The sequence below is a fragment of the Sulfitobacter rhodophyticola genome, from assembly GCF_041281685.2.
Classification (GTDB): domain Bacteria; phylum Pseudomonadota; class Alphaproteobacteria; order Rhodobacterales; family Rhodobacteraceae; genus Sulfitobacter.
Map to the genome: position 1 here is coordinate 2,190,140 of NZ_CP166251.2, position 19,632 is coordinate 2,209,771.

The 19,632-nt window shown below is 61.3% G+C and carries 20 protein-coding genes; 15 read left to right on the plus strand and 5 right to left on the minus strand.

Features of this window, described 5'->3' with window-relative positions; all coding sequences use genetic code 11:
• Window positions 1-2: 2 nt before the first annotated feature.
• Genes AB4X18_RS11735 through AB4X18_RS11750 form a run of 4 tightly spaced genes read left to right on the plus strand, consistent with a single transcriptional unit; the run spans window position 3 to window position 3,808 of the window.
• Window positions 3-1,136: an acyl-CoA dehydrogenase family protein gene (locus AB4X18_RS11735; RefSeq protein WP_370400256.1), complete on the plus strand. Its 1,134-nt coding sequence runs from the start codon at window positions 3-5 to the stop codon at window positions 1,134-1,136.
• Entirely contained in the window at window positions 1,123-1,524 is a 402-nt protein-coding gene (locus AB4X18_RS11740) for a PaaI family thioesterase (RefSeq protein WP_370400257.1), read from the plus strand. The genes AB4X18_RS11735 and AB4X18_RS11740 overlap by 14 nt, the downstream gene beginning before the upstream one ends.
• On the plus strand, window positions 1,521-2,291 hold the full coding sequence (locus AB4X18_RS11745; protein WP_370400258.1) for an oxepin-CoA hydrolase, alternative type: 771 nt from the start codon (window positions 1,521-1,523) through the stop codon (window positions 2,289-2,291). The genes AB4X18_RS11740 and AB4X18_RS11745 overlap by 4 nt, the downstream gene beginning before the upstream one ends.
• Before the next feature lie 23 nt (window positions 2,292-2,314).
• Window positions 2,315-3,808, plus strand: a complete 1,494-nt coding sequence (locus tag AB4X18_RS11750; protein ID WP_432816623.1) for a class I adenylate-forming enzyme family protein — start codon at window positions 2,315-2,317, stop codon at window positions 3,806-3,808.
• On the opposite strand, the gene rpe is transcribed toward AB4X18_RS11750, so the two are convergent.
• Window positions 3,809-4,498, minus strand: coding sequence for a ribulose-phosphate 3-epimerase (gene rpe, locus AB4X18_RS11755; protein WP_370400259.1), 690 nt, complete (start codon window positions 4,496-4,498; stop codon window positions 3,809-3,811).
• 189 nt (window positions 4,499-4,687) lie between these two features.
• On the opposite strand from rpe, the gene AB4X18_RS11760 reads away from it, so the two are divergent.
• The 5 genes from AB4X18_RS11760 to AB4X18_RS11780 all read left to right on the plus strand — a co-directional run bounded on the left by AB4X18_RS11760 (window position 4,688) and on the right by AB4X18_RS11780 (window position 8,526).
• Complete coding sequence (locus AB4X18_RS11760; protein WP_370400260.1) at window positions 4,688-5,707, plus strand: ABC transporter substrate-binding protein; 1,020 nt, start codon at window positions 4,688-4,690, stop codon at window positions 5,705-5,707.
• 14 nt (window positions 5,708-5,721) lie between these two features.
• Entirely contained in the window at window positions 5,722-6,489 is a 768-nt protein-coding gene (locus AB4X18_RS11765) for an ABC transporter ATP-binding protein (protein WP_370400261.1), read from the plus strand.
• Window positions 6,482-7,276, plus strand: coding sequence for an ABC transporter permease (locus tag AB4X18_RS11770; protein ID WP_370400262.1), 795 nt, complete (start codon window positions 6,482-6,484; stop codon window positions 7,274-7,276). Before AB4X18_RS11765 ends, AB4X18_RS11770 begins: the two co-directional genes overlap by 8 nt.
• 63 nt (window positions 7,277-7,339) lie before the next feature.
• Window positions 7,340-7,555: a DUF2945 domain-containing protein gene (locus AB4X18_RS11775; protein ID WP_370400263.1), complete on the plus strand. Its 216-nt coding sequence runs from the start codon at window positions 7,340-7,342 to the stop codon at window positions 7,553-7,555.
• A 5-nt stretch (window positions 7,556-7,560) separates the two neighbouring features.
• Window positions 7,561-8,526: a DNA topoisomerase IB gene (locus AB4X18_RS11780; protein WP_370400264.1), complete on the plus strand. Its 966-nt coding sequence runs from the start codon at window positions 7,561-7,563 to the stop codon at window positions 8,524-8,526.
• 1 nt (window position 8,527) lies between these two features.
• On the opposite strand, the gene AB4X18_RS11785 is transcribed toward AB4X18_RS11780, so the two are convergent.
• Genes AB4X18_RS11785 through AB4X18_RS11800 form a run of 4 tightly spaced genes read right to left on the minus strand, consistent with a single transcriptional unit; the run spans window position 8,528 to window position 13,416 of the window.
• The gene (locus tag AB4X18_RS11785; RefSeq protein ID WP_370400265.1) at window positions 8,528-9,793 is read right to left on the minus strand and encodes a glycerate kinase type-2 family protein; all 1,266 of its coding nucleotides are present in this window, start codon (window positions 9,791-9,793) and stop codon (window positions 8,528-8,530) included.
• A complete protein-coding gene (locus AB4X18_RS11790; RefSeq protein WP_370400266.1) occupies window positions 9,790-10,743 on the minus strand; it encodes a dihydrodipicolinate synthase family protein in 954 nt (317 codons plus the stop codon). Before AB4X18_RS11790 ends, AB4X18_RS11785 begins: the two co-directional genes overlap by 4 nt.
• Complete coding sequence (locus AB4X18_RS11795; protein ID WP_432816624.1) at window positions 10,740-12,833, minus strand: xanthine dehydrogenase family protein molybdopterin-binding subunit; 2,094 nt, start codon at window positions 12,831-12,833, stop codon at window positions 10,740-10,742. The genes AB4X18_RS11790 and AB4X18_RS11795 overlap by 4 nt, the downstream gene beginning before the upstream one ends.
• Before the next feature lie 28 nt (window positions 12,834-12,861).
• On the minus strand, window positions 12,862-13,416 hold the full coding sequence (locus tag AB4X18_RS11800; protein WP_432816625.1) for a 3-hydroxyanthranilate 3,4-dioxygenase: 555 nt from the start codon (window positions 13,414-13,416) through the stop codon (window positions 12,862-12,864).
• A 129-nt stretch (window positions 13,417-13,545) separates the two neighbouring features.
• On the opposite strand from AB4X18_RS11800, the gene AB4X18_RS11805 reads away from it, so the two are divergent.
• The 6 genes from AB4X18_RS11805 to AB4X18_RS11830 all read left to right on the plus strand — a co-directional run bounded on the left by AB4X18_RS11805 (window position 13,546) and on the right by AB4X18_RS11830 (window position 19,622).
• On the plus strand, window positions 13,546-14,949 hold the full coding sequence (locus AB4X18_RS11805; RefSeq protein ID WP_432816626.1) for a hypothetical protein: 1,404 nt from the start codon (window positions 13,546-13,548) through the stop codon (window positions 14,947-14,949).
• 80 nt (window positions 14,950-15,029) lie between these two features.
• Entirely contained in the window at window positions 15,030-16,319 is a 1,290-nt protein-coding gene (locus tag AB4X18_RS11810) for an ABC transporter substrate-binding protein (RefSeq protein WP_370400268.1), read from the plus strand.
• A gap of 37 nt (window positions 16,320-16,356) precedes the next feature.
• Window positions 16,357-17,277, plus strand: coding sequence for a branched-chain amino acid ABC transporter permease (locus AB4X18_RS11815; RefSeq protein WP_370400269.1), 921 nt, complete (start codon window positions 16,357-16,359; stop codon window positions 17,275-17,277).
• A complete protein-coding gene (locus AB4X18_RS11820; RefSeq protein ID WP_432816627.1) occupies window positions 17,274-18,218 on the plus strand; it encodes a branched-chain amino acid ABC transporter permease in 945 nt (314 codons plus the stop codon). The genes AB4X18_RS11815 and AB4X18_RS11820 overlap by 4 nt, the downstream gene beginning before the upstream one ends.
• Window positions 18,215-18,934: an ABC transporter ATP-binding protein gene (locus AB4X18_RS11825; protein ID WP_370402619.1), complete on the plus strand. Its 720-nt coding sequence runs from the start codon at window positions 18,215-18,217 to the stop codon at window positions 18,932-18,934. The genes AB4X18_RS11820 and AB4X18_RS11825 overlap by 4 nt, the downstream gene beginning before the upstream one ends.
• Window positions 18,927-19,622 carry an ABC transporter ATP-binding protein gene (locus AB4X18_RS11830; RefSeq protein WP_432816628.1) on the plus strand — a complete coding sequence of 232 codons (696 nt, stop codon included), beginning with the start codon at window positions 18,927-18,929 and terminating at the stop codon, window positions 19,620-19,622. The genes AB4X18_RS11825 and AB4X18_RS11830 overlap by 8 nt, the downstream gene beginning before the upstream one ends.
• Window positions 19,623-19,632 lie beyond the last annotated feature (10 nt).

Here is a 19,632-nt window from a genome sequence, read left to right on the forward strand (position 1 = left end):
GCATGAATTTCGATCTGACGGAAGAACGGCAGATGCTGCAGGACACCCTGCGGCGCTTCCTGCGCGAACGCTATGACACGGCGACGCGCAATGACATCATCAACAGTGACAGCGGCATGTCGGCGGACATCTGGAACCAATTGGCGGAACTTGGCGTGATCGGGGCCCTTTTCACCGAGGAGCAGGGCGGTTTCGGCGGTAAAGGATTTGATATCGCCGTGGTGTTCGAAGAACTGGGGCGTGCGGGTGTGGTTGAACCGTTTCTGGACACCGCTGTCCTTGCCGGGGGACTGATTGCGGACCTGGGCAATGACACGCAGCGGTCGATGGTGGAACAAATCATCGAAGGATCGCTGCAACTTGCCTTCGCGCATGGCGAACCTTCCAGCCGTTATGATCTGAACCGGGTTCAGACCACGGCCAAGTCAGGCGGTGATGATATCGTGCTGAATGGTCACAAGGCTGTCGTGGTGAATGCCGACGCGGCACAGATGCTGGTCGTGTCTGCGCGCGAAAGCGGGGATGTGGGGGACACGGATGGTATTTCGCTTTTCGTTGTTCCTGCTGACACCAAGGGTGTCACTATCCAGGGCTATGCTCTGCTTGCTGGCGGACGTGCCGCGGAGGTGATGCTGGACGACGTGCGGCTGCCTGCATCCGCGAGGCTTGGTGTGGCAGGGCAGGCTTTTGATGCCATCGAGGCGCGCATCGCCGCCGCCAGCGTTGCGCAATGCGCCGAAACGCTTGGTGCGATGGAAACCGCAACCCACCTGACCAAGGACTATCTTGGCACGCGCAAGCAATTCGGGCGGCCCATCGGCACCTTTCAGGCGCTGGCACACCGCATGGCTGATCTGCTGATCGAGATGGAACAGGCGCGGTCCGCCGTGATCAACGCCGCAGGCCATCTTGAAAGCGCGCGGGGCGAACGCGAACGTCAGGTTTCTGCTGCCAAGAACCTGATGGGGCGCGCCGGGCGGCTGATTGCCGAAGACAGCATCCAGATGCATGGCGGCATTGCCATGACGCAGGAATACGAACTGGCCCATATCGCCAAACGCATCGTCATGGCCGACCACCGCTTCGGCGACACCGATCATCATCTGGAGCGTTACATTGCCCTTGCCGCCGCATAGACCACCCAAAAGCGGCGCGGAACAGCTTGTCGGATACCAGATTGATCTGAATGATCCCTCCGGGCTTGCGACGGTCACGCTGGATATCGAACCCAAGCATCGCAACCGCAATGGCACGTTGCATGGGGGGATACATGCCATGATGCTGGATGCCGCAGCAGGGTTCGCGGCGTCACGTTTTCTGGCAGGAGATGATATCTTGGTTCCGGTGCTGACGCTGTCGCTTAGCACAAGCTACGTGGCTGCAGCAGCGCAGGGCCGGGTCGTCGCGACTGGTGTTGTATCGGGGGGCGGGTACAAGATTGTTTATGCCAACGCGCAGATCTTGGATGCCGATGGGCAGGTGTTGTCCACCGCAAGTGGCGTTTTCAAAAGGGCAAAATCATGAGCGCACGTATCGAAGACCGGGGTGACCGGCTGATCATATGGAATGGTAACACTGCGCGGCGCGGAGCGTTGTCGCCGGAATTGTACGACTGCATTGCAACGGCCATGCGGCAGGCAGCAGATCCGCGCATCCGTGCCGTCATCCTGACGTCGGAGGGCGAATTCTTTTGTGCCGGGGGTGATCTAAATGTTCTGATCGCGCGCCGCACCATCAGTGTTGAGGAACGCCGCGACCGCATCGATGATCTGCATGATCTGGTTCGCGCGATGCGCGCTTGCCCGGTTCCGATTATCGCCGCGGTCGAAGGCGGTGCAGCCGGCGCAGGGCTTTCGCTGGCGCTGGCTTGCGATCTGATCGTCGCCAGCAAGGAGGCCAAGTTCACCGCTGCATATGTCAAGGCGGGTCTTGTGCCCGATGCAGGTCTGACGTCTGCCATGGCGCGTCTTTTGCCGCGCCCTTTGGCAATGGAAATGTGTCTGCTAGGTCGGCCTGTCATGGCAAGCCGCTTTGCCGAACTGGGTGCGGTCAGTCGCCTGTGTCCTGTCGGACACGCCCTGGAAGAAGCCCTGTTGCTGGCCGATACGCTGGCGGCTGGGCCGCGTGATGCACAATCCACAATTCGACAACTGGTCAGCACAGCATACGAAAGTACCGAGGCAGAACAGCTGGACGCCGAGAGGGACGCGATGGCCGTGGCCGCAGGCGCGGATGAAGCCGCTGAGGGCATCGCGGCGTTCCTTGAAAAACGAAAACCCGCATACCGCTGAGCAGGGAAGGGATGAACTGCCTCATGGCCCGTGTTGAAACATTTCTGGCGGAGCAGGTCCGCGACCATCCCCGAGCCCCGGCCCTGACAGATGGCGTCGGCACGGCCTGGTGCTATGCCGATCTGGATGCTGCAAGCGATGCACTTGCGGAGGTGCTCCGAACCGCCGGGGTTCAGGCCAACGACCGCGTTTTGCTCCTGTCCGAAAACTGCGCTGCGGCGGTTGCCGTCCTGTTTGCCTGCTGGAAGATGGATGCGGTGGTGATCCCGGTGAACGCCCGCCAGACCGAAGGCGAATTCACCCGTATTCTTGACCACGCGACGCCCGCGGCGGTGCTGATGACCTGTGCGGCTTCTTCCGACGCCAGCGCCCATGCCGACAGGCTGGGTGCGCAGGAAATGACCGGCGTTTTTGGTAGCCTGCACATGGCAACGCCGATGCAAAGCGCGCCAGACCCGGACCTGCACGATGTGGCAGTCCTGCTTTATACGACGGGCACAACCGGCGACCCCAAGGGGGTGATGTTGACTCACGACAATCTGCGCTTTGGCGGCATGGCCTCGGCCAATCTGCGGGGCATGACACCGCAGGACCTGATCTATGGCGTTCTGCCGATCACCCATGTCTTCGGTCTGGCGTCTGTCGTGACAGCGTCGTGTTTCGCCGGCGCAACCGTGCGGCTGGAAGCGCGGTTTTCTGCTGCCAGGCTATTCGCGGCGTTGCAGGATGGCGTGACTTTGCTGTCGGCAGTGCCGCAAATGCATGCGCTCCTGATGCAATACACCAAGGAGCAGGGACTGACGGCGCTGGGGTCGGACAAGCTGCGCTATGTGTCTTCAGGGGCGGCACCGCTGGACCCCGCTTGGAAGCGCAAGGCCGAAGCGTTCTATGGCGTGGCGCTGCAAAATGGCTACGGCATGACGGAAACCACCGCCGGCATCTGTGCAACACGCAGCGCGATCGGCGATCCCGACACGTCTGTCGGGCCGCCCCTGCCGGGTGTAGAGGTGCGCATCGACGATACCGTCGAGGGGGGCAGCCCGGGCGAAGGCGAAGTGCTGACCCGCGGAGGGCATGTGATGAAAGGCTATTATCGCAATCCCGACGAAACGCAGCGCGTTCTTGATGCGGATGGCTGGATGCGCACGGGTGACCTTGGAAAGATTGACGACGCGGGATTGCTGCACATTCTCGGTCGCTCGAAAGAGTTGATCATCCATGGCGGCTTCAACGTCTATCCGCCAGAGGTCGAAGCCGCGCTGAATGATCATCCTCAGGTCATCCAGTCCGCCGTCATTGGGCGGATGATCAAAGGGGATGAACAGGTGCTGGCATTTGTCCAGATTGCCGAAGGGGACGCGCCGGAGGTCGAGGAACTGAAAGCCTATGTCGGCGCCCGGCTTGCGGGGTACAAACGTCCCTCACAGATCATCCTTGCGACCAGCCTGCCTGCAGCCCCCACGGGCAAAATTCTAAAGCACCGCTTGATGGATGCCTTCGCGGACCACTTTGACTGATCAGGTGTAGGTGCCTTCAGCGGCGGCCCGGATGGCGCGGATGTTTTCCCCATAGGGCCCCGGATCGGATGCAGAGCCACCTTTGAACACGGCAGAACCTGCCACCAGGACATCCGCACCGGCCTTCGCCAGTCCGGGTGCCGTTGTCGGATCAACGCCACCGTCGATCTCAACATGAATGGGGCGGTCCCCGATCATGCTGCGCAGGGTTCGCACCTTGTCGGTCATGTCGATGAATTTCTGTCCACCGAAACCCGGGTTCACCGTCATGACGCAAACCAAGTCAGTCACGTCCAGCAGCGGAGCAACTGCTTCGGCAGAGGTGCCGGGGTTGAGGGCGACACCCGCCTTCGCCCCGCTTGCGCGAATGGCCTGCAGGGTCCGGTGAATGTGGGGGCCAGCCTCCACATGCGCGGTGATGATGTCAGCACCGGCTTCGGCGAATGCATCGATATAGGGATCGACGGGCGCGATCATCAGATGCACGTCCATCACCCCTTTGATATGCGGTCGGATGGCCGCACAGGTGGCTGGGCCGAAGGAGATATTGGGCACGAAATGCCCGTCCATCACATCCACATGCACCCAGTCAGCGCCTTGCGCTTCAACGGCGGCGCATTCAGCACCGAAGTTGGCAAAGTCAGCGGCAAGGATGGAAGGCGCGATCTTGATGGCGCGTGAAAAGGTCATGTCAGGTCTCGTTTGTTGGCTTCACCGGCTGATACCGCGTCTGCCGTGGCGAGGGTAGGGCTGTTTCGTATTTTGCAGGGTAAAATTGCACGTCAGGATTCAGCATGGTTGCTGCCACATCCCTCGCATTCGCTTGACTCTGAAACCACCGCTTGAGCATCCTGCAGGGAAACATATCGGGAGAAAACCATGACCTCATTCAACCGCCGCCAAGCCCTTGCCACCATCGGCGCGACCGCCGCCATCGGCCTTGCAAGCCCCGCACTGGCACAAAACCGCAAAATCACCGTCGGCGCGCTGCGCTTCACGAGCCATTCAGGCAGCTTTGTCGCTTATGAACGCGGCTATTTCGATGAGGCGGGACTGGACGTTGAACTTCGCTTCTTCGAGGCGGCACAACCGATGGCCGTGGCCATCGCCAGCGGCGATGTGGATTATGCCGTGACTGCGATTTCCGGCGGTTTGGTGTCACTGGCGCAGAAAGGCGCGATCAAGGTGATCGGTGGCGCGCTGCAGGAAGAGGCGGGCATCGACGGGCAGAAGATCCTCGTCTCCGATGCGGCGTACCAATCCGGTATCACCAGCCCAGGCCAACTGGATGGCAAGACATGGGCAGTGACGCAGGCGGGATCCTCGTTCCACTACATGGGTTCGAAGATGGCGGCTGCCGAAGGCATCAGCCTTAGCTTCAAGCCGCTCCAGAAGGTCGGCGCAATCATCGGTGCACTGAAATCGGGTCAGGTGGACGCATGGTCCATCGTGCCGCATATCGCCAAGCCGCTTGCAGGTTCAGGCGCGGTGCACATCATCGGTGACGTGGCCGATTACGTGAAGGACTATCAAGTTACGACCGTGTTTACCTCTGCCGAGAACGCCGCCGAAGAAGGTGACATGACGCGTGGTTTCCTTGCTGGCTTCTCCAAGGGGGTGGCGGATTACAACGCCGCGATGATCGCCAAGACCGGCGGTGAGGACGGCGTGAACCAGATGGTCGATCTGATCCATAAATATGTCTACACAGACCGCCCGCGCGAAAAGGCGGCACCATCGATCATCAACGGCACCATGCGCCTGAACGAAGGCGCGGCATTGAACGTCGCGTCCGTGGCGGATCAATTGAGCTGGTTCCAGTCCGAAGGGCTGGTAGATGCGGATATCACCCTCGATCAGCTTGTGGATACGTCCTACGTCAAAACCATCGGGGCCTGATTGGGCGGCGCGGGATGGACCTGCGGCTGGAGAATGTCAGCCACCACTACGGGGCGACCGAGGTATTGCGGGATATCACGCTTGATATCCCGTCTGGCAAGATCGTCTGTATCGTCGGGCCGTCAGGCTGCGGGAAGTCGACGTTGTTGCGCATGCTGGGCGGGCTGGAACGGCCCGACCGGGGGCAGGTATTGCAGATGGGCGCGCCGCCACAGGGCTGCCTGAACCCGCTGACCTTCATCTTTCAGGATTTCGCCCTGCTGCCGTGGCGGACGGTTCGGGGCAATGTGTCCTTGGTGTTGGAGGATCATCCGCTGGACCGGCGTGAAAAAGCCGCGGTGATCGACGACGTGCTTGCGCGTACAAAGCTTTCCGATTTCGCCGATGCGCTGCCCAAGCAGCTTTCAGGGGGCATGAAACAGCGGGTAGCGATTGCGCGCGCGCTTGCCGTCAATCCCGCCGTGATGCTGATGGACGAACCGCTGAGCGCGCTGGACAGCCAGACGCGCGAACTCTTGATGGATGATCTGATCAGCCTGTGGACCCGCGCGCCGTTCGGGGCGGTCTATGTCACCCACAACCTTGCCGAAGCGGTGCGGCTGGGTCACAAGATCGTTGTGTTGTCGCGCCGACCGGGGCAGGTGCGCGAGGTGGTTTCGATTGACATGCCACTCGCCGAAAGGCGGACCGGGCAGGCAGAGCTGGAAACGCAACAGAAACTCCTTTGGGACATGATGCGCGAAGAGGCCGCTGCCGCAGATGCGGAGCTGATGGATGTCTGATCCCGGCCGTCCGGTCCCCTTTCGTGGCGGTGGGTTTGTCGCCCGGCAGGTGCGCGGAATGGGTTTGCTGGTCTTCGTTCTGCTGATCACTTTCGCCGAATGGGGCACGCGCAGCGGCTTCATTTCGGCGCTGACACTGCCGCGGCCCAGCGATGTGCTGCTGACATTTCATGAACTCTATGCGTCGGGGATGCTGTTCAAGCACCTGCTTCCGTCGCTGACACGTCTGGTGGTGGGGGCCAGCATCGGGGCGGGTCTTGGCATTGCCTTGGGTGTGTTGATCGCCTTGTTCTCGCTTGCCCGGGCGGGTCTGGTGCCGTTGGTCGCGGCGATTTTCCCGATACCGAAGATCGCGCTCTTGCCGCTGTTCGTGATCTGGTTCGGCATTGATGAGGCCAGCAAATACGCTCTTATCGCCTTTGGCACCTTCACCCCCACGGTGGTCGCCACCTACGCCGCCGTCGACAACGTGGACCGTACGCTTATCCGCATGGGCCAAAGCTTTGGCCTGAGTTGGCGGTCCATTGTGCGCAAGATCGTCCTGCCGGGGGCGATGCCGGGCATCCTGTCGGGGCTGCGCATTTCGCTGACCATTGCCATCATCCTGCTGGTGGCGGCGGAAATGCTGGGCGCGGAGTTCGGGATTGGTGCCTATATCCTTCAGGCAGGCAGTCTTTATGATCTGGAACGTCTGTTTGCCGGTGTCGTAATCCTCTCCATCCTTGGTGTTCTGGTTTCCGCCGGGATCGCGACGGTGGAACGCCGCGTGCTGCGCTGGCGCGTCTGAAGGGGCCGGGAACAAAGGGCACGCTTTGGTCGTTACCTCTCCGACAAAAGCTTGGAGAATACGATGGCGACCTACAGCGAAGGCGACAAGGTGGAATGGGACTGGGGTGATGGCACCGGGACCGGGACGGTGCAAAAGACCTATACCCAGAAGATCACCCGCAAGATCAAAGGCAGCGAAGTGACCCGTGATGGCTCCGACGATGATCCTGCGCTGTTTATCGAACAGGACGACGGGGACGAAGTGCTGAAGCTGTCGTCCGAAGTGCGCGCGGCCTGATCGCGATGCTGCCCAGTGGCCTTGTCCATGTAAGCGATACACAGCCGGGCATTACACGCCAAAAGCGGGGGCGCGGTTTCACATACATTGCGCCCGACGGCACCACAATTGCGCGCGGCGCCGAACGCCAAAGGTTGGAAGCGCTGGCGGTGCCGCCGGCATATGAGGACGTCTGGATGTGTCCGCTGCCAAACGGTCACTTGCAAGCCACCGGCCGCGATGATCGCAAACGCAAGCAGTATCGCTACCATCCGGAGTGGGCAGCGGCCCGGGCAGAAACGAAATTCGACACCTTGGTTGATTTCGCGGAAGTCCTCCCGCGCCTGCGCCGCCGCGTGCAGCGTGACCTGCGCGAACCTATGGGTGAGAAGATATTTGCCCTCGCAAGCGCCGTGACGTTGATCGATCGCACCAGCATCCGCGTGGGCGATCCCGAATACACCTGCCAGAATGGCAGCTTTGGTGCGGTGACGCTCAGGGACAAACATGTGCAGTTGGATGGCAACCGCATCGCCCTGCGCTTTACGGCCAAGGGCGGGAAGAAAGTCCGCAGGCAGATCAGTGACCGCACCCTTGCACGCGTGTTGCACAAGATCAGCGACCTGCCCGGTGCGGAATTGCTGGGATGGCTGGATGACGACGGTTCCCTTCAAACGGTAACATCGACCCATCTTAATACGTACATCGCTGATGCGGCAGGATCTGACGGTTTCACGGCCAAGACCTTCCGGACTTGGAACGGAACCCGAGCCGCGTTCGAGGTGGCCGAACAGGGGAACGCGACGATAAAGGCCATGACCGTCGCCGCCGCGGAAGAGTTGAACAACACCCCGACCGTTGCCCGCAACAGCTATGTTCATCCGGCGGTGATTGATCTGGCGGGCGCGGATGCGCTGGCAGAAAAGACCGAAGGCCCCACGGGCTTGTTCGCCTCTGAAAGGCGGCTGTTACACTATCTTGCCAACGTTTAGATCAAGGTGGAGCACCGATAAGGATGGCGCGAAAGTCGTTCACGTTGGTGCCCGTCGGTCCCGTCATGAACAGCGCATCAATCGCGTCGAAAGCGGTGTATGCATTGTTTGTCTGCAGCATAACAGTCGGATCGATCCCCGCTGCGCGCATTTTTCGGGCTGTCGTGGCATCGGCGAAAGCGCCTGCGTTATTCTCCGATCCGTCAATGCCATCGGTGTCCGCAGCCAATGCGCTGATCCCCTCCGTGCCTTCGAGCGCCAGCGCCAGTGAAAGCAGGAACTCCGAATTGCGGCCCCCGCGGCCCTTATGGCGCAAAGTCACGGTCGTCTCTCCGCCCGACAGCATCACAAGGGGCGCAGGATAGGGAATACTGCTTTTTGCACCCTCGATCGCCAGCGCGGCATGGACCAGTGCCACATCACGGGCCTCCCCCTCAATCCGGTCTGAAAGGACCCATGCATTCACGCCTTGCGCGCGGGCAGCCTTGGCCGCCGCCTCAAGCGATAGCGCAGCCGAAGCGATGATCCGAGTGTCTACCGTTTGGGCGATGTGGGGCGCTGCATCAGACGTCTGCGCAGCCATATGTGCCATCAAACGGTCAGGTAGTTGGATGCCGCGCGATTTGATCAGTGTGGTGACCTCTTCGGCAGAAGGCCTGCCCGGCACCGTGGGGCCGGAGGCGACCTCGCCCGGGGAATCGCCCGGCACGTCGGACACGATAAGGTTGCAAATCGGGGCAGGGGCCGCCAGCGCGGCCAGCCGTCCACCGTTGATCCCGCTGAAGCGTTTGCGAATGTCGTTCATCACCGAGATCGGAGCGCCGGAAGCCAGCAATGCTTCGTTCAGCGATTGCAAATCGTCGAGCGTCAGTCCTTCGGGCGGGTCGGGCAACAACGAAGATCCGCCACCGCAGATCAATGCCACGACCAGATCATCAGGACCAAGCCCCGTCACCGCTGCCTTCAACGCCCGCGCGGCTTCAAGTCCGGCCGCATCCGGGACAGGGTGCGCGGCTTCCATCACCCTGATCCGCTCACACGTCGCGCCGTACCCATAGCGTGTGACGACCACCCCTTCGAGAGGCGCAGGCCAGAGGCGTTCAAACACCTGTGCCAATTGCGCGGCACCTTTTCCCGCGCCAACGACAACGGTGCGCCCCAAAGGGGGTTCGGGCAGATGCGCCGCAAGAGCAATCTTGGGATCAGCTGCGGCAACGGCCGCGTCAAACAGCCCGGCGAGAAAGCTTTCGCTCCGCGCCCGCGTCACAGTTTCAGGCCGCAGGTCTCGAACGCCGCGCGCGTTGCTTCCTTTTCGGCGTCGGTCAGTTGCAACAGCGGGCTGCGCACAGGTCCACCGGCCTGCCCAAGCAGTTCCTGCCAATACTTGCCATGGGCCTGCGGTTTGCCACCGGGCTTGGTGCGCTTGATGGCATCGCGGACCGGATCGAGACTGTCGCGGATACGGCGGGCGGTGGCAAAATCACCCTTGAATGCGGCCTGCGTATAATCGTGCATCCGCCGATCCACGTTGGTCTGAAGCTGATACGGCGGGGAAGAGCAGAGGTAAAGCTTCCAGCCAAGTTCTTCGATGTTATCCAGCCATTCGACCTCCGATGCCGTCGAGACATGGATCTTGTCCCCGACCATCTGCGTCAGCTTCACATACATGTCGCGCGGCACCGAATACTTGATGGCGACGATGTTGGGCAGTTCCGCGATGCGCGCACACAGTTCCGGGCTCATCAGATAGCCGCTGTCAGGATGGCTCCACATGGCGATGCCGATGTCGACGTGTTCGCAGATGGTTTTGTAGTAGTTGTAAACCGTGTCGTCGGGATCGGTGACGAAGTGCAGCATGGGCGCGTGAACAACGATATAATCCGCGCCGCAGTCCTGCGCATGGCGGGCCAGTTCCAGCACCGTATCGAAGTTCTGATCAGACGCGGACATGATGGTCCCGGCCTTGCCGTCACATTCATCCACCGCGATCTCGAAGTTGCGTTTGCGTTCTTCCAGCGACATGGAAAAGAATTCGCCCTGTTTGCCGGCAATGAACAGGCCCTGGATGTCCAGATCATCGATCCAGTGCCGGATATTGGACCGCAGGCCGCCTTCATCGAAGGTATGATCAGCGTTGAAAGGGTTCAGCGCCGCAGCCCAGATGCCGCGCATGTGGTCGCGGGCGTAATTCTTGGCCTCAAGCCGGGTATATTTCATCGCAAGCTTGTCCTTGTCTTGGCGGCGTCCATGGCGTGCCAGAGTTTGCAGGGGGTCAGTGGCATATCCAGATCAGTAATGCCCAAAGGGGCCAGCGCATCAAGCACGCCATTCAAGATGGCGATCGGGGCAGAGATCGTGCCCGCTTCTCCGACGCCCTTGGCACCCAGGGCGTTCATGGGTGATGGCGTGCAGAGGCTGGCAATCTCAAGCGGTGGGATGTCACCCGCCCGCGGCACGGCATAGTCCATCAATGATCCCGTCAGCAGTTGCCCGTCCGCGTCGTAATGCACCGCTTCCATCAGCGCCTCGCCCAGACCCTGCGCAAATCCCCCTCTGATCTGCCCAAGTGAGGCTGATGCATTGACCACAACCCCCGCGTCGTCCACGCAACAGGCCTTTTCGATGGTCGTGACCCCGGTGTCCGCGTCGATCGATACCATCACAAGGCAGGCGCCGTAGCCCCACGCTTGCCCCGCGTTTTCGTACCGCTCCTCAACCGTGATCACACCTGTTTCCCCACCGTTCCGCCGCGCGCGGGCCGCTTGACAGGCCACATGTACGGCACTGCCGCCGATAGCCGTTGACCGGCTTGCCAATGCGCCGATCCCTTCGGGGCAGGTTGCGGTATCTGCAAGGTCTACGGTGATCTGGTCTGGCGTGATCCCAAGGGCGTCAGAGGCGATGCGCGTATATGTTTCCCGGCGCGCCTGCCCTTGCGAGGATGATCCACTTGCGATCTCCGCCCGGCCATCGGGATGCAGGGTGACCCGCGCGCTTTCCCAGCCACTGCCTGAGGGTTCAAGGTAGAATGCGGTGCCGATGCCCACAAGCTCCCCTTCTTTGCGGCGCGCTGTCTGCTGTTGTCTGAGATTGGCGTAATCACTGTTCAAATAAAGCCGGTCAAGCGCCGCAGTATAGTCCCCGCTATCAAGTGTGTTGCCGGTCGCGGTCTTGAACGGCAACGCATCGGCAGACAACAGGTTGCGGCGGCGCAGTTCCAGCGGGTCCACCGCGCAGGCCCGCGCGGCCTTGTCCACCAACCGCTCCATCAGGGCGTTCGCTTCGGGACGGCCTGCGCCCCGGTAAATGCCTGTTGGACCAAGCGGTCCGGACTGTGCACGGGTCGCAATATCGACTGCGCCCACCTGATATCCCGAAGGCAGAGTGCGTGCGCCGTTCCAGGCCGGGATCAGGGCGGAATGGGGCATCCAGTGCCCCAGGGGCGCCGTGATGTCGGCCTTCAAGGCAAGAAAGCTGCCCGCAGCGTCCAGCGCCAGCGTGCCATGGCTATGCAACCCGCGCCCCTGCGTAGCCGACAGGAAGTCGTCCGACCGTGTCGCGATCCAGCGGATGGACCGCCGGTGCCGAAACGCGGCCCAGACGGCAATGGCTTCCTCGGGATAGAGCGACGCCTTCATTCCGAACGCGCCCCCCACGTCTTGGGCAATCACGCGAAGGCGCGACGGATCAAGCGATAACATCCGGGCCAGTTCGGATCTGGTGCGATGCGGGGTCTGGGTCGCATGCCAGATCGTCACGCACCCTGTCGCCGGGTCATAATCCACCGAAATGCCGCGCGGTTCCATCGGGCATGGGGCAAGGCGGGGATGGCGGATCGTGACATCAACCACCCAGGTCGCCTGATCAAAGGCCGCTTCGCAATCCCCCGCCTGCCAGCGCTGGGCGGCGACGGTGCGGGGTGGCGGCAAAGCGTCATCGGGCACGTCGAGCAAGATCGCCTCTGCCCCGTCCAAAGCCGCGTGCGGGGTGTCGGCCAGCACCGCCGCGACGGGTTGCCCCACAGCTTCAACCTGATCCTTCGCAAGCAGCGGATAGGCCAGCGGTGTGCTGATCGGGATCACCGGATTGACGGACAGGTCACCAAGATGGTCCACATCAGTGCCGGTGTGAACGGCATGCACGCCACGGGTTGCAAGTCCTTCGGCCACCGCCAGCGTCGAGATCCTGCCCGCTGCAACCGGGCTCCGCAGGAATGCCAGATACAGAGGCTTTTCCAGCGGCGCATCAGCCGCATAACAACCGCGCCCGGTCAGGCGCGCGGTCTGGGGGGAGGGGGGAATGCTCATCTGACAGGTCTTGCGGCAGGAGGGCGGATCAGGCTCTGGAAGGCAGTGTTACCCAGCCCTCTGGCGGTTCCTTGCCCGGATGAACCGTACCACAGGAAGGACAGGTGCGGTCTTCTGTCGATGCGTAGAATGCCTTGTAGACCGGCAGCAGGTCCTTGACGATGGACTGCATCTGCAATTCCGCCCGGTGCACAAGCGCCTGACATTCAAAGCAATACCATTCCACCCCGTCAAGCTGGCCTTTCTGGCGCTTCGGTTCGATCACCAGTCCAACGGACCCTTCCTGCGGGCGCTGGGGCGAATGCCGCACATGGGGGGGCAACAGGAATATCTCACCCTCGCGGATCGGCACATCATAGAATTCCGTCCCGTCATAGAGCTTCAGCACCATGTCGCCTTCCAACTGGTAGAAGAACTCTTCCACCGGGTCGTCATGGTAATCCGTGCGCTTGTTCGGCCCGCCCACAACGGTGACCATCATGTCGGCATCTTCCCAGATCTGCTGATTGCCCACGGGCGGCTTGAGCAGATGACGATGCTCTTCAATCCATCCCTTGAAATCAAAAGCATGCAACTTGCCCATACGCCTTGGTCTCCCTTATGTGCCGCCCGACTATAGGCGCATAATCCGCGCTCCGCCAAGGGCGTGGCGATGACCGACATCCGGCAAAGCGCTTGCACTGTCGCGACGGATCATGCGTAGACTAACGATATGCGGCCGTGCCTGTACCTTCCTGCCATTGCGGCGATGCTGATGTTCTGCCCCGGGCATGCGCTGGCCCACGCAGCGGAGCAGGGGTTTGTCCTTTTGTTGCCGACACAGGCCTATGCCTTCGGCGGAACCATGACCGTCGCCGCGACCATCGTTCTGGTCACCTGTCTGCCTGTTGATATTCTGCACCGCCTCTTTCGTCCGGTCGCGCGAATGCCACGTCTGCCGCTCCGGCGCGCTGCGGACGGTGTATCGGTGCTGGCAACCTGCGCGTTCCTCTGCCTGGTCTGGATCGGTTGGGCAGGGCCGCCTGATCCGCAGGAGAACCTGCTGCCGCTGACGCTTTGGACCGTCTGGTGGATCGCCCTTTTCATGGTTCAGGGATTGGTGATGGACATCTGGCGTTGGGTGAATCCGTGGCGCGGCCTGCTGACATTGATCGGACGGGATGCCCCCTTGCTGTCGCTGCCGGAACGCTGGCAGGCTTGGCCCGCCGTTGTGATCTTCATCCTGTTTCAGGGCTTTGTCCTTGCTGACATCGCCCCCAACGATCCACCGCGCCTTGCCGGTTTCGCGCTTGGGTACTGGGTGTTCACCCTTTTCGGCATGTGGCTTTTCGGAGCCGAACGCTGGGGGCGGCAGGTGGAATGCTTCACCGTTCTGTTCAGCTTGATCGGGTCGTTGCGGCCGGTCCATCTGTGGCCGCAGTCCCAAGCAGGTGCGCCGGGTTGGTTCAGCATCCGTTCGGCCCCGCTGGATACCAGTCGCGCGGTGTTCTGCCTGATCATCCTTGCATCGGGCAGTTTCGATGGCCTGCACGAAACATTCTGGTGGCTCGCGAAACTGGGCATCAACCCGTTGGAGTTTCCGGGCCGATCCGCGGTGGTCTGGCCGTCAACCCTGGGCCTGATCGCGGCCAACCTTGCGCTGATCGGGGTCTTCGCGTTGAGCCTCTGGGTGGGTCTGAAAGCATTGGCCGTCTTCGGCAGCACGTCTGAAATACTATTCTCGCAGGCGTTCAATACCTTCGCCATTTCCATCCTGCCCATCGCGCTCGGCTATCATTTCTCGCATTATCTGGTCAGTTTCATGGTGCAGATCCAATACGTGCTGATCGCCTTGGGCGACCCCTTTGGCCGGGGGATGACCCTTTTCGGGCTATCAGACCTGCGGGTGACGACCGGGTTTCTGAACACGGCGGACACGGTCAAGGTGATCTGGTTAACGCAGGCCTTCGCCGTCGTGTTTTCGCATGTCGTGTCGGTGTTGATGGCACATCAACTGGCATCAGGCTTTTGCCGTTCGAACAGGGACATGCTGCTTTTGCAGGTGGGGCTGAGCGTTTTGATGATCTTTTATACAATCTTCGGCCTGTGGCTTCTGGCCGCCCCGCGGGGCGCGTGACACGCAAATAAAAACTGGACTTTTTGTTAGTGCACACACAAACTCGCAGCACAAAAAGCGAAAATGCTTGGGAGAAAAAGATGTCCAACGGGAAAAATCAGATCAATCGCCGCACCGCGCTCAAGGGTCTTGGCGCAGGGACGCTGGCCGCCTCCGGCGTGCTGCCCGGCAGCCTTGGTTTCGCGCAGGCGCAAAGCAGTGCGCCCATCAAGATCGGCTTTCAGAAACATGCCACCGGCATCGGTGCTGCATATGGCCGCTGGTACGATGCGACAACCACAGCCGCAGTCAAGCGCATCAATGACATGGGGGGCATAAACGGCCGCCCTATGGAAGTGGTGACAGAAGACGATGGCACCGACCCCAAGCGTGGCGCCGAAGTGCTTGAAAAATTTGCCACCCAGCACAACTGCGACGTCGCGTTCGGCACGCTTTTCAGCCACGTGGTGATCGGTTCGGCGCCGCGGGCAGGTGAATTGAAACTGCCGTATTTCGTGGTTTCCGAGGGCCACCATGTCGCCTCCGGCATGCTGAACCGCTATACGCTTCAGCCCGGCATCACCGATGTGAAAAGCCAGGTAAAGTCGATGGCGCCGTTCGTGGGCGACAACCTTGGCAAGAAGGTCACGATGGTCTACCCCGACTTTGCCTTCGGCCATGATCATCGTGATTTCTTTTCCGAAGCAATCGAAGCGCAGGGCGGCGAAGTGGTGGCCAAGATCGCCATCCCGCCGACCGAGACCTCCTTCACCCGCTATTTCCCGAACATCCCGCGTGAAACCGAAGTCGTCTATCATGTGATGGTGGGCCCGGCGGTCCTGACCTTCGTCAAGGAACTGGGTGAGTTCTTCGGTCCTTCACGGCCCGAAATCTTTGGTTTCATCGACAGTCTCGAAGCGGTCGCAATCAACAGCCCGGGTCTGGAATTCCTCGAAGGGACGTATTTCTGGGAAGGCAACCCGCGACACGCGCAGGCCAACCAGACCGACTATGACAAGGCCTACCGTGCCGCCGTCGGGGTCGATGACCGCGGCGCGTCGCTTGCCGACAGCAAGGATGTGTCGACATATGCGCATATGTTCGGTTGCTGGGAAACGCTCAACATCATCAAGGCCGGCATGGAAAGCGCGGGATACCAAGGCCCCGATGATCGTGCCAAGCTGATTGAAGCCGTCGAGGCCATGACCGACATGCCACAATCCGAGGATCACCCGCAGGGGCCCAAGCGCTTCAACGGCAAGACCCACCAAACCTTCGGGGTGCAGTACATTTCCAAGGTGGAAGATGGCAAGCTGGTGGTGCAGCACACCGCCTCTATCGAGGACGGTATGTACGAGGACGAAGTCGACTACACGACGCAATCCTTCTGATCCGACCTGAAGGCAGCACCAAGGGCGACCCAGACACATGGAATTCGGACCTCACCTGATGCTGGCCGCCCTTGAAGGGGCGGTCACCGCAGCCATTCTTGCGCTCACGGCCATGGGGCTGAGCATTGTTTTTGGGGTGATGCGGGTTGTGAACGTGGCGCATGGCGAATTCTACATGCTGGGTGCCGTGCTGGCATGGTGGGTCGCAACCGTGCTGGGGACGCATCCTGCGCTGGGGTTTGTCGCCGCGCTGATCATCGCGCCTGCGCTAGTGGGCGGTATGGCCATGATCGCGGACCGACTGGTGCTCAAACGTGTGGCTTACGACGCGGACCGGACGATCGTGGCCACCATCGGGATGCTGTATATCATTCAGCAGACGACGCTGATGACCTTTGGCCCGGATGCCCGCCCGGTGGAGCCGCCGTTCAACACCCGCCTTGCCCTGCCGTGGTTCGAATGGGGGGAAGAAGGTTTCGCGGTGTTCTGGCCATGGGGGCTAAGCACGACCAGCTACAAGCTTTTCGTCATCGCTGCCGTGGTGCTTGTGGCGCTTTGGCTGATCATTACGCGCACCAAGGCGGGGCTGCTCATGCGTGCCACGCAACAGGACAGCGAAACAGCGCAGGCCTTCGGCGTACCGGTCGGGCGTGTTTACTCGCTGGTGTTCGGGCTCGGGGCGGGGCTTGCCGCGCTGGGTGCGGTGCTGGTGGTGCCCATTCAACAGGCGCATTACCTGATGGGGCATGATCCCTTGCTGTTGTCCTTCATCGTGGTGATCATCGGTGGCCTCGGCAGCCTGCCCGGCACGGTCATCGCCGCCTTGCTGATCGGGATGAGCGACGGGATCATTTCTGTCTTCTTCTCGCCCACGCTCGCCAAGATCATTGCGACACTTCTGGTGGCCTTGGTGCTGGTCTTTCGCCCGCAAGGCCTGATGGGACGCAAGCAGACATGACGAACGCGGCGAAGTCGAACACGCTGCACATGGGCGTGCTGGCCCTTTTGCTGGTGCTGTTCTTCGTGCTGCCGCCTTACCACGCGGGTAACCTGTCGCGGATCATGGTGCTGGCGATCTATGCGATGGGGTTCAATCTGGTGTTCGGCTACACCGGGCTGCTGAGCCTTGGTCACGCCATGTTCTTTGCCGCAGGCATGTACGGCTTTGGACTGACGGCAAACCTAGGCGGCTGGCCCGTGCCGATTGCGTTCCTGACCGGGGTCATCTGTGCCGCCGGGCTGGCAGCAGCAGTGGCCGCACTCGCCCTGCGTACGGCGGGCGTATCGTTCATGATCGTCACGCTGATGTTTGCGCAGACGGCCTATCTGGTCGTCCTGTATTTCGGGACCTATACGCGGGGTGACGAAGGGTTCGTGGTTCAAAAGGCCTCGCGGGTGGTCGCTGGAATCGATCTGACCACGGACACGGCGCGCTTTTTTGCCGCCTATATCCTCTTTGCGATCTGCCTGCTTGGGCTGGCTCGCGTGATCCAGTCCCGCTTTGGCCGCACGCTGGTGGCCATTCGCGAAAACGAGGAACGCACACGGATGCTGGGATACGACGCGCAGCGCCACAAGCTCTATGCAATGATCCTGTCGGGCGCTGTGTCAGGTTTGGCAGGCGCGGCCTATGCATTGCTGTTCGGCTACGTGGGGGCGACCTTCGCTTCGGTGCAATACTCTATCTTTCCGCTGCTCTGGGTGCTCTTGGGGGGTGCTGGTACCACGATCGGGCCGCTGATCGGGGTGTTGTTCATGTTCTACCTGATCGACCTCTCAAGCTCCTTCACCAACGCCTATATGCTGATTGCGGGTGTGGCGCTGGTGCTGCTGACCCTGTTTGCGCCGCAGGGGTTGGCGGGCCTGCTGCGCAGAAAGGCCTTTGCATGGCTGCCGTGAACATCCTCGAGACGCGCGGCCTGACGAAGACCTATGCGGGTCTGAAGGCAAACACCGACATCAACTTTGTCCTGCAACGCGGCAAGATCACGGCGCTGATCGGCCCGAACGGGGCCGGCAAATCCACCTTCGTCGGCATGGTCAGCGGGCGCACGCCCGCCACCAGCGGCAAGGTGTTCTTTGAAGGCCGCGACATCAGCGCGCTTCCGGCGCACAGACGCATTCAGCTTGGACTTGCCTACACGTTTCAGATCACCTCCATCTTTCCGGGCCTGACCCTGCACGAAAACGTCGCCCTTGCCGCGCGCCGGGTGCTGGGCGGGGATCCCGCGCGGACCGACAGGAAGGTTCGCACCGTGCTTGAGCGTGTGGGTATCGACGACCGCGCCGACCAGCTTGCCGGGGACCTCAGCTATGGCCACCAGCGGTTGCTGGAAATTGCCATGGGGCTTGCGCAGGAACCAAAGGTCTTCATCCTTGATGAGCCGACGCAGGGGTTGGCAGAATCCGAAGTGCAGGATTTCATCACCCTGATACAGGCCCTCGCGGGAGAGACGACGATCCTGCTGATCGAGCACAACATGAAAGTCGTCATGGCCATGGCGGATCATATTACCGTGCTGGATCAGGGCATGGTGCTGGCAAACGGCACACCCGATGAAATCCACGCGAACACGGCAGTGCAGGCAGCCTACCTGGGGACCGCCGATGCTTGAGGTGCAAGGCATACACGCCGCTTATGGTCAGGTTCAGGCGCTATATGGTGTGTCCTTCACCGCCCGCGCGGGGGAAATCCTGTGCTTGCTGGGGCGTAACGGGGCGGGCAAGACAACGACGCTGAAATCGATCATGGGGCTGCTGCCCCTGTCCGAAGGGCAGGTATCCCTGGATGGAGACCAAATCAGTAGCCTGCCCCCGCACGAAGTGCCCAGACGCGGCATCGGCTATATCCCGCAGGGGCGGCGGCTGTTCCCCGAACTCAGCGTCGCTGAGAACATTGAAATGGGTTTGATGACCCGTGGCGAAGGCAAGGCCACGCGCGAATGGGTGTTGGACCTTTTTCCACGTCTGCGCGAACGTCTGGGACAGGCGGCTGGGACGCTGTCAGGGGGGGAGCAGCAAATGCTCGCCACCGCCCGCGCGCTGTGCCTGCGGCCCAAGGTCCTGCTTCTGGATGAGCCGACGGAGGGTTTGCAGCCTTCGATGATCAAGCTGATCCGCGACGTGGTGCTCAAGATGAAAGCCGAAGGCATCGCGATCGTACTGGTCGAACAGCGGGTGGATACGGTCATGACGATTGCCGACCGGGTCGTCTTCATCGAGAATGGCCGCGATGTGGACCGGATGGATGCCGCTGAACTCAAGGCGGATCCTGGCAAACTCAGAACCTACCTGGGCGTCTGACGCCCGGCAG